7 protein-coding genes are annotated in these 10,118 nt (G+C 54.5%); 1 reads left to right on the top strand and 6 read right to left on the bottom strand.

Annotated elements, in window-relative coordinates; all coding sequences use genetic code 11:
- The 6 genes from HQL56_14810 to HQL56_14785 form a co-directional block, all read right to left on the bottom strand.
- A partial coding sequence (locus HQL56_14810; protein ID MBF0310792.1) for a response regulator occupies positions 1-978 on the bottom strand: 978 nt, incomplete at its 3' end.
- 13 nt (positions 979-991) lie between these two features.
- Entirely contained in the window at positions 992-4,318 is a 3,327-nt protein-coding gene (locus HQL56_14805) for a response regulator (protein MBF0310791.1), read from the bottom strand.
- Between the two features lie 128 nt (positions 4,319-4,446).
- Complete coding sequence (locus HQL56_14800; GenBank protein ID MBF0310790.1) at positions 4,447-6,447, bottom strand: response regulator; 2,001 nt, start codon at positions 6,445-6,447, stop codon at positions 4,447-4,449.
- Positions 6,448-6,548: 101 nt separating this feature from the next.
- Entirely contained in the window at positions 6,549-7,109 is a 561-nt protein-coding gene (locus HQL56_14795) for a response regulator (protein ID MBF0310789.1), read from the bottom strand.
- Positions 7,100-7,489 carry a hypothetical protein gene (locus HQL56_14790; GenBank protein MBF0310788.1) on the bottom strand — a complete coding sequence of 130 codons (390 nt, stop codon included), beginning with the start codon at positions 7,487-7,489 and terminating at the stop codon, positions 7,100-7,102. Before HQL56_14790 ends, HQL56_14795 begins: the two co-directional genes overlap by 10 nt.
- A 651-nt stretch (positions 7,490-8,140) precedes the next feature.
- The gene (locus HQL56_14785) at positions 8,141-8,467 is read right to left on the bottom strand and encodes a hypothetical protein (protein MBF0310787.1); all 327 of its coding nucleotides are present in this window, start codon (positions 8,465-8,467) and stop codon (positions 8,141-8,143) included.
- Between the two features lie 448 nt (positions 8,468-8,915).
- Between HQL56_14785 and HQL56_14780 the strand changes: the two genes are divergently transcribed.
- Positions 8,916-10,118 (top strand): sigma 54-interacting transcriptional regulator (locus HQL56_14780; GenBank protein MBF0310786.1); only part of this gene is annotated, 1,203 nt, incomplete at its 3' end.

The raw sequence follows: 10,118 nt of genomic DNA, 5'->3' as shown, positions 1-10,118 counted from the left end.
CAGAAACTTCTCCACCAGTCGGGGTTCGAAGGCTGTTCCCGAGCCGCGTTGGATCTCCTTCACCGCCGCGTCCACAGTCCAGGGCTGTTTGTAGGGCCGACGGGAGGTGAGGGCGTCGAAGACATCCGCCACGCTGCAGATGCGCCCCATCAAGGGGATCTCCTCAGCCACCAGACCGTTCGGGTAGCCGGTTCCATCCCATTTCTCATGGTGTGCCAGGGCGATTTGGTGGGCGGTGCGCAATAAAAGAGAGGGTTCATTGGAAAGAAGCTGCCCGCCCAGGATGGCGTGGGTCTTCATGATGGCGAATTCTTCCGGCAGAAGCTTTCCCGGCTTCAAAAGGATGGTGTCGGGAATGCCGATCTTGCCCACATCGTGCATGGGTGCCGCATTGAGCAGCAGTTCCTGACTCTCTCCGGATAGTCCAACGGCCCGGCCCAGGCAGACTGAATAGTGACTCATGCGCAAGATATGCTGGCCCGTTTCGTTATCCCGATGCTCCGATGCCCAGCCCAAACGCCGGATGATCTCCAATCGGGTGCGAAACAGCTCCAGCTTGCTCTCTTCCAGCGCCTGAGCGTTGCGGGCCGCTCTCAGGATGTAACGCACCCGGTGTCCCAGCAAGCTCCAGTTGATGGGTTTGGTGATGAAGTCCGTGGCTCCCGCCTGAAAAGCCAGATCAATGGAGGTGACATCGTCCAGACTGGTCGCCAGTACAAAGGGTAAGTGGGTCAACGCGGCCTGGCCGCGAATCAGCCGACACAAGGCAAAACCATCCAGTCGTGGCATGACCACATCGGAAATCACCAGATCGGGACGCTCGTTGCGCACCATGTCCCAGGCTTGCTCCCCATCTTCAGCCGCCGCCACGCGAAAACCACCCTGCTGGAGAGATTCCCGCAGCAGGTAGCGTTGTAAAAATTCATCATCAACTATCAGTATTGAATATTTATTTTGTGCTTCTGTTCGATTAATCATGCGTAACTCTCCGTCATATTGATAGACAGAAGTTGTTGAGAGCCTGTTCAGCTTCGGCAAATACGGAACGGGCCTGCCTGAAATGGGGTTTGACCAGAGCCAGATTGGCGTATTCCGACTCCATCGTTCGTCCCAGATCAGCCAGATGCGCCACACCCATGGTCAGGCTGGACGATTTGAGTGTGTGGGCCGCAACCCGCACCGCTTCGGAATCGTTGCGCTCCAGGGCCGATCCGAGTTCCGCCAACAACTCGGGTGTTCGCACGAGATAGTGTTCCACCAGTTTGCACAACAGCCCCTGGTGGCCATTCTTTTCCAGCAACAGGATTCGTCCCAAAGCGATTTGATCCAATACCGGAAATGTCGGCGACAGGCCGCCAACGTGGCCGAAGTTGCTCACCGACTGGATTTTTTGCGATATTCGTGGCCATGATGCAGGATCCGATTCCAGCGTTTTGGGGTCTTCAAGGTTCGTTCCCGTCTCCTCCGAAGAGGGCAGCCATCGGTACAGCACCGCGCCAAGCTCCTCCTGACTGAACGGCTTGCGCAGATAGTGGTCCATTCCGGCGTCGTGGCACTGTTTGCGACTCTGTTCCAGTACGTGGGCCGTCAAGGCAATGATGGGGATATGCTCCAACCCGTCCTGGATTTCCCTTTGGCGGAGGCGTCGGGTGGTTTCGTAGCCATCCAGGAGCGGCATTTCACAGTCCATGAAGATGGCATCGAAGGCGGGCTTCGCCCTGTCCACCTCGATCAATGCCTGTTGACCGTTGTTGGCCAACGTGACCTGACAACCGAATATGGCCAGGGTTGCCGCAGCGACCTCCTGATTAACCAGGTTATCCTCCACCAATAATATATGTCCCTTGAACCGGATGTTGTCCGGGGTAATCGGACGTCGTGCCGCCTGAAAGGCCATTACCTCCTGGCGATCCCCCTCCTGCTGTTTGCCAAAACGCAAGACGAACCCGAAGGTCGAGCCCCTTCCCGCCTCGCTTTTCACGTCCAGTACCCCGCCCATCATGACTACCAGTTTCTGGGTAATGGCCAATCCCAGGCCGGTTCCCCCAAACTTGCGTGAGATCGAGGGATCTTCCTGAGAAAAAGCCTGGAAGAGGTGTATCTGGTATTCGGGAGAGATGCCGATCCCCGTATCGCATACCTCGAACCTCACCAGGACATCGGCTTCCCGCTCCTCGATGACCCGCACCGCCAAGACGACGCTACCCTCCTCGGTAAATTTGATGGCGTTGCCCACCAGATTGAACAGGATTTGCCGCAGCCGGAAGGGGTCTCCGATGAGATGGATCGGGAGGTTTTTACATCCGCAGACCGAAAAGGAGAATGGTCTCGCTTTCGCGGTTTTTTGAAAGGCTTTTTTAATGTCATCAATAACCTCATAGATGTCGAAACGCAGCAACTCCAGAGACAGTCCGCCGGCATTGATTTTGGAAAGGTCCAGAATATCGTTGATAATTCGCAACAAGGTGCGACCGGAGCGGTGGATGGTCTCGATATAATGGCGCTGTTGTTCGGTAAGGGACGTTCTCAATATCAGATCGGCCATTCCCAGCACCCCGTTCATGGGCGTGCGAATTTCATGGCTCATGGTGGCCAGGAAATCGGCTTTGGCCCGGTTGGCGGTTTCGGCTTTTTCCTTGGCCTGTTCCAGGGTTTCCTCCCAGCATCGGCGAAGGATGAAATTCTGCACTTCGTTGCCTACTGCTTGAAGTTGATTATTATCAAAATCTTCATAATTTTCTGTCTTATTGAATACTCCTAAAATCATGCGTGCCCGGTCTCCATCCAGCACCGGGACGCTCAAATAGCGGCTGACGGGAAAGTGCCCCAAGGGCAGACCGCGTCGAGTGAACGGAGGCAGACCTTCGTTGTAGACCACGGGTTTCAACTGCCGCGCGCAATCGGCCCACGCCCCGGCCTGTGCCAGTGAAAAAGGTGTCAGGGGGGGCTTCGATATGCCGAGTCGCCTCACCTCCTGACTCCAGGAGATTTGGGAGAAGGTATCCTGATCCTCATTGAGCAGGATCAGAAATCCGGCTTGGCTGTGGGTCAGGAGGACCGCGATTTCCAGAGCCTGATCGCACAATTCCTGAACGGTGAGTTCCTGGGCCCGCCGATTGAGTTCCATCAAGCGTCTCAACCGTTCGGCGTCGGCGACCCGGATGGCCTGGGAGCGACGTCGTTGCGTGGCATCGCGGAACAGGCCCATGCGGTAGACCTGATCATCCACCGTCACTTCCGACAGGGTGATGTCGGTGAAGACCACCGCCCCATTCCAGCAGAACAGGGGCACATCGTTCTGGGTGTTGACTTTGCCTTCTTCGTGGTTTTGAAACACATCCAGATCCCAAATCCGCGTCCCTGTGGGGCTGAAGTCTCCCGAGACCAGGAAGGGAACTTCACTCCGATTGCAGCCCAGCATTTCGCAAAACCGCGCATTGGCCATAAAGAAGTGACCAGAGGGTGAACCCAGCAGCAGAATGCCGTCGTTTGCCTGTTCGAAGATACTCTCGAAATTGTTGCGGGAGGTACGCAACTCGGTCTCCATGGTTTTGCGAATGGTAATGTCGGCGGCCATAGCCAGCACCCCGGTGAATCGGCCCTGTTCGTCATGGAGAGGTGAGGTGGACAGGATCACCCAAACCTCGCCACCATCGAGGCGGTGAAAGCGGATGTCCTGCTGCTCGACCACCCCCGCCCGGCGATTTTTGAAATGAAACAGGGCGTTCTCCCGTGCATTCGGAGCGATGAACTCCAGAAAGGAGCGCCCCATCATCTGTTCCACGGTGCAGCCCAGTAATTGGGCCATTTTCTGGTTGGTGAAGGTGGTGGCCCCCGTGGCATCGATCCGCCAGATCCCCTCCTGGGAGACCTCGACAATGGTGCGATACTGCTGTTCCTGGTGCAGCAGCGCCTCCTGGATTTCACGGGCCGAGCGGTGCGCCTGCAAACCGCGCAGCAGATGGCGCATGCGCTGACGCAATACTTCCCAATGGACCGGTTTCGTAATGTAATCATCCGCCCCGACGGCAAAGGCCCGGACAACCGAAGCATTATCCTCCATCGTTGTCACGATGAGGATTGGAAGTTCCTCCTCCCCGGTTCGTTTCCGTAGTGCGATACAGGTATCGAAACCGTCCATGGTTGGCATATCCGCGTCCAGGATCACCAGTTCAGGCCGGTTGGAGTCGTACAAGGTCAAGGCCTCCTCGCCGCTGCGAACCGCGATCACCGTATAGCCCGTCTGGTACAGGTGTCCGGCATACAGTTGCAACATTTCCGGATCATCATCCACAACAAGAACGGTATCGTGAGCCATTTTGGTTTCCTTCGTCTTCGGAAAGAGCTCTTCCAGCGGCGGCTGGCCATTCCGTTGGTGCTGTCAGGGCCTGTTAACATTCCTCATCTTTTGGCCCCTGGCGGGGCGTGCCATCCGGTTCGGCAGGCTCATACAGGAGGACCGCATTCCGCTTCCTCACCCTCTTGCGCCTTGCCAGGAACCAAAATCGGGCGATTGTCAACACCCCCTGGTCCGTGGTCGAGTGGCACATCGTCGACATTTAACGATGCATAGAAATCAAGCAGATCCAGCAAGGTCTGCTTCTTGATGGGTTTGGTCAGATGTTCGTTGCAACCTGCGGCCAGGCTCTCTTCCTTTCGTCCGATGGAGGCGTGAGCGCTCAAGGCAATAATGAATAAAGGCGTGCGCCCCTCGTCGCGCTCCCATTGGCGAATCTGGCGTGTTGCTCCGTAGCCGTCCAGAACCGGCATCTGAATGTCCATGAGGATCAGATCAAACGGTTCTTTCCTGACCCGAGCCAGTGCTTCCAAACCATCGTTGACCAGGGTCAGATGATGAATGGTCTTACTCAGATACACCTTAAGCAATAATTGATTATCAAGTGAATCTTCTACCAGCAAAACACGCAGGCTGCGCTTGGGGGTGGAAGGCGTCGACAGGGCAGGCCTGAGCAGGGGTGGGGGCGGATCCGCGATTCGCAGGGGAAGGGTGAAGAAAAAGGTGCTACCGCGGCCAATCAGGCTTTCCAGCCAGATGACGCCACCCATCCATTCCACCAGCCTCCGGGAGATGGAGAGTCCGAGACCCGTTCCCCCGTAGCGCCGATGGATGCCTCCATCGGCCTGGGTAAACGGGGCAAAAATGCGCTCCTGATTTTCCTTGGCAATGCCGATGCCCGAATCGCTGACCGAAAACAGCAGAGTGTCGGCTGTTGTGTCATGGAGTGCCAATTGAACCCGGATGGCGCCCTGGCTGGAAAATTTGATGGCATTGCTGATGAGGTTGACAAGCACCTGGGTGAGACGTCCCTCATCCCCCATGATGGTCACGGGAACGCTTGGCAGCACATCCCCATGGAGCGCGATCCCCTTCTGCCCGGCGGACAATTGCATGATCCTCAAGGTCTCATCGAGGACAACTCTTGGAGAATAGGACTTGTCGACAAGCGTGAACTGACCCGATTCGATGCGCGAGAAATCCAGGATATCGTTGATAATGGCCATCACGGCGCCACAGGATCGGCTCATTATCTCCAGATAGTGGCGCTGCTCGTCCGTCAGGTCGGTTTCCAATAGAACATCATTCATTCCAAGAACCACGTTCATGGGGGTGCGAATTTCGTGACTCATTGTATCTAAGAACTCTTTTTGTGCCTTGTACCCTGCGGCATCATGATCTTTGGTGATGCGACCCTCTTCCTCTTCCTTTTCCTGGTCCTGTCTGGAAAATTCCCGAAAGACCACTACCGCCCCCCGGGCGTCCTGACCGTGGTGAATCGGCACGGCAATCAGGGAAATGGGCAGGCGATTGCCGTCGCGCAGCCAGATCACTTCATTATTGGAAGTGACCACCCTGTTTTGCTCCAACACGTCGAACACAGGGCTCTCTTCAAGGGGGCAAAGCCTCCCGTCCGCGCAGGAATGGTGGAACAGGTCATTCGATTTGTTGCCCAGCACCTCCCCTTCCTTCCATCCCAACAGGGTCAGCGCCGCAGGATTGATGAAGGTGATGCGCCATTCCCGGTCGATGACATACATGGGGGTGGCCATGGTGGCGGCAATCTCGCGCAATTGATGTTCGTTTTTTCTCAAGGCGGCTTTGGTTTGTTTCGAGTCGGAGCAATCCACCTCCGTGGAAAAGCGCAGCTCCACGCGCCCTTCGACCCTTCGAATGGTATGTATGAAAATGGCTCGACCACGACTTTTCAGAGCTTCCACCAGATATTGGAATATCTCCGGATCATCATCAACAAAGAGGAAACTTCCCAATACCCCTTCCATGTTATTCATCACGGCTCCTCCGCCCCGTACGGACCGATGCTGTAAGTTACTTCCATGTGATTTTCTATGGATTTGGTATTTAAAATAGTATATTATTACTAATATAATATTTATCAATACCATTTTTCTTTCCATGCCGAACGGCACTCAGGCCACCGCAACGCCGGTCAAGTGAACATTTGGCGTTGGAAAATGCCATGACGGGCTCATTCTTGTGGCCTAATTCTCTCAAGACTCCTCGTCTGATGTCATAAATTAAGGAACACTGAATTGAAGATCCGGGGCCTGAAATAGAGAGCCGGATCGGCCCAGTTCTCAATCCACCGTGTTGGGGAGAGGCGATCCACTTCGAGGGGCAGTCGAGGCGGTTCTTCAAGACATCGGCCTTCGTCGTGGCTCTCCATGAACACGCGGTAGGCGCTTTCTCCTCGAAGCAGGTGGCGCATACGCTGACGCAGGATGGTCCAATGCACCGGCTTGGTGATCAGGTCGTCGGCTCCGGCAGCAAAGGCCTTCTCCACCGAATTGTTGTCATCATCATCGGTTACCATCAGGATGGGCAGTTCTGTCTCGTGCGCCCGTTGTCGCAGCGCCGCGCAGGTGGTGAATCCATCCGGGTCCGACATGCGGGCCTCGATGATCGCCAGATGCGGACGATGGGCATCGAAGAGTGCCATGGCATCCGTACAGTTGTTTGCCTGAACCACGACGTAACCGATTCTGACTAAATTGGTTTCGTAGCATCGTAAGGTATCGATATCGCTATCAATAACCAATATGGTGATTTTGAGTTCCATTTTCAGTGCCATGACCCTTCAAAATCGGGGTGTAAATTATATATTGACAGGGTTGCGCTGCGTTTTGGCATAATATAGTCGAAAATTAGTCCACTGCAAGCATCATGAAACAGTGGTTCGTCTTCCCGTGTCAAACCTTCCCCAAGGTGAGATGTTTCGGAATCTCGCGTGGGTTCCTCCGAAATAATTCCTTCTGATCGCCATTGGAATTCAGTCTGGCATGGTCCGAGAAGATCACTGACGATGACATCCACCGGGTGCCATAACATACAGAGAAACATGGCTTCGCCAACCGTGCTGGCTACTACGGTTTGGTGACCTCTCGCCTGAAGGAGTGCGCAAATTTTGGAAAGAATGAAGGGATTTTCATTGATGATCAGAATGCGTGACATGGTATCCTCCCTGATGATGGAATCCCTGCTTCTGTTTATTGGACTTTCGGGTGCTTTCGTGGACCGGGATGGTTCAATCCGTCTTATTCATCCATTTCTGCTGCAACCGGACCCGGATCGCGCCATGACGGCGTTGGGCTCGCTCGACGCTCCTCCCCGTGGGAAGAACGGCCACGGTTCCGGTCGTCGAGGCGTCCCGCACCTTGTCTGGACGCGCCCTGGCCGTTTAGCGGCGAAATTTATGAGAAAGACGGGGCCGGCACGCCCTCTTCTTTCTGTCCGGTCCCGGCGGGCCATCCGGACCTTCCTGTGCCAATCAAACGGACGAATGATGCGGGGATGACCGACGACTCTATCTCTCCCGGGTCATCTCCTTCCGGAAAAATTCCCAAAAAATAGTGCCTATTTTGATGGTGAATTTTTAAGGATAAAGACATACACAGCGCGTGCCGTGGCTCTGCCCATAACCCATCGGGTGGATGCCCTTCGTCCTGGCATATAACGATGTAATTTCAATTCAGACCACATCAGCATCCCTTTTGCTGCGTTAAAGTTATGCATTATAGCGTATGTGGTCTTATGGCCAAGTCTATATCTTTTATCCCGGCGGGATTGACCTCGATCGACGCAAGGGCAATCCCGCTTCTTCTCTCAGAGCGGAGTCGCTACCGGGGAGATCGACTGGTTCTGATTCAGATCACAAACCCGCTTCGACGAGGCTCTTTTTGCCTTTCCGGAGGAGGAATGATGGCTTTGAGTCGCCATTTTCTTCTCCGCAAGGTGAGCTATCTTCTGACCCGGCTTAGTCTTCGATTCTTCAGTTCCCGGATGGATCCCTTTCTTGGCGAGGTTTTTGATTCCTTTTGCCGTTACCGAAGACATGGCAGAGTCCGCAACCATCTTGCAGGCTTCATCCTGTGAATCTGCGTGGATCTCACGGCCATTTTTCCGGGCTTTCTTGGAATTCAATTTGGACATTCTTTTCTCCGTTGCTGAGGGTTACGACAAAAGAATACCGGCTGCTCGATCAGCGGTTCCTCGATGTTTGGCCGTTTTACATAATGAGGCGTTCCTTATGATTCGAAAGCAATGCCTGTGCCATTAACTATATACTGCAGCTTTCAAAGTACGACGATTGCATACAATCGAAGGCGAATTCGTTCTCGATGGCCCCCAATTCCCTCTCCCCGTCTTGTGCAACTCATTGAAATTCAATCAACCATTAGATAATGGCGCTCGTCGGGTACGGAAGCGGATCGCTCATTGTCGGATCGGACTATTTTTTCAAAGGCGCTCCTTTCTGATTTTGACAAATGATAATTTTATTCTGTAGCTCAATGTGTGCATTTTTGTGGGAAGAAAGTTGAAACATATGGTAGCATGAAACAGATCGATTCATGAGATGTGAAACAAGGAGGTTGTGGTTTTGGATAACTCCATTCTGATTGTCGATGATGATGATCTATTTCTTGAGGCGATGCCCATTTTTTTATCCGGCGCACACTGCGCCACCGCCACGGCAAGGTCGGTGCATCAGGCCCTGGAGATTTTGCGGCAAAAACCGTTCGACTTGGTCATTCTGGACATCAAGCTTCCCGATGGGTCCGGACTGGAGGTGCTGAGTGCAATTCGTCAATACTATCCTCATATCATGGTCATTCTTCTGACCGGTTTTCCGGAGGTGGAGACGGTCTGTCTGGCCCTGCGCGAAGGTGCTTTCGACTTCCTGACCAAACCGGTGCTGCCCTCCCGTCTCCGACATGTCGTGGCTCTGGCCATGGATCACAAACGCTCCCTTGAAAATCAGGAGATGTTGAAAAATCGTATCGAAGCCGTTTTTCGCAGTGTTGACGATGCCATCATCGCTCTGGAAAGCAACTGGCACATTATCCAGGTTAATGATGCCGCCCGGCGCCTCCTGGGCCCGGAGGCTGACGGAAAACAATCATTGCAGGATGCAGCGCCTTGGCTCTTTTCGGTGGTGGAAGGCCTGTTGAAGCAGGCCCGGGAAGAAGGCGAGGAAAAACGCGCCGTCACAATGCTCGCCATGACCGTCAGCGGCAACAAAAGTATATTAAGTTGTACCGCATCCCTCTTTCGCGACCCGGGGCAAAACAGCTCTGGAGTGATCCTGGTCATTCGGGATGAAAGCCGGTTGGCCATGATGGAATGGGAAACCCAGACCCGTCAGAGTTGGAACGGTCTGATCGGTTCCAGCAGACCCATGCAGGAGGTCTACGAACTTATCGAACGTCTGGCCGATGTCGATTCGACGGTGCTCGTTACCGGCGAAACCGGAACCGGCAAGGAGTTGGTGGCTCGGGCGCTGCATCATACCAGCGACAGGCGAAATCAACCCTTCGTGGCTGTCAACTGTGCCGCATTGCCTTCCGGCCTCTTGGAAAGCGAACTCTTCGGTCATACCCGTGGCGCGTTTACCAACGCGGTGCGCAGCAAGGTGGGGCGCTTCAAGATGGCCGATGGCGGGACCATCTTCCTGGACGAGATTGGCGACCTCACCCTGGATATGCAGGTCAAGCTCCTCAGAGTCTTGCAGGAACAGGTTTTCGAGCCGGTGGGTGACAACCGTTCCGTTCAGGTGGATGTCCGGGTGATCACCGCCACCCAT

Source organism: Magnetococcales bacterium (genome assembly GCA_015231925.1).
Lineage (GTDB): Bacteria > Pseudomonadota > Magnetococcia > Magnetococcales > JADGAQ01 > JADGAQ01.
Note: the sequence above shows the minus strand (reverse complement) of the source record. Positions and strands in the feature narration are given on the sequence as shown.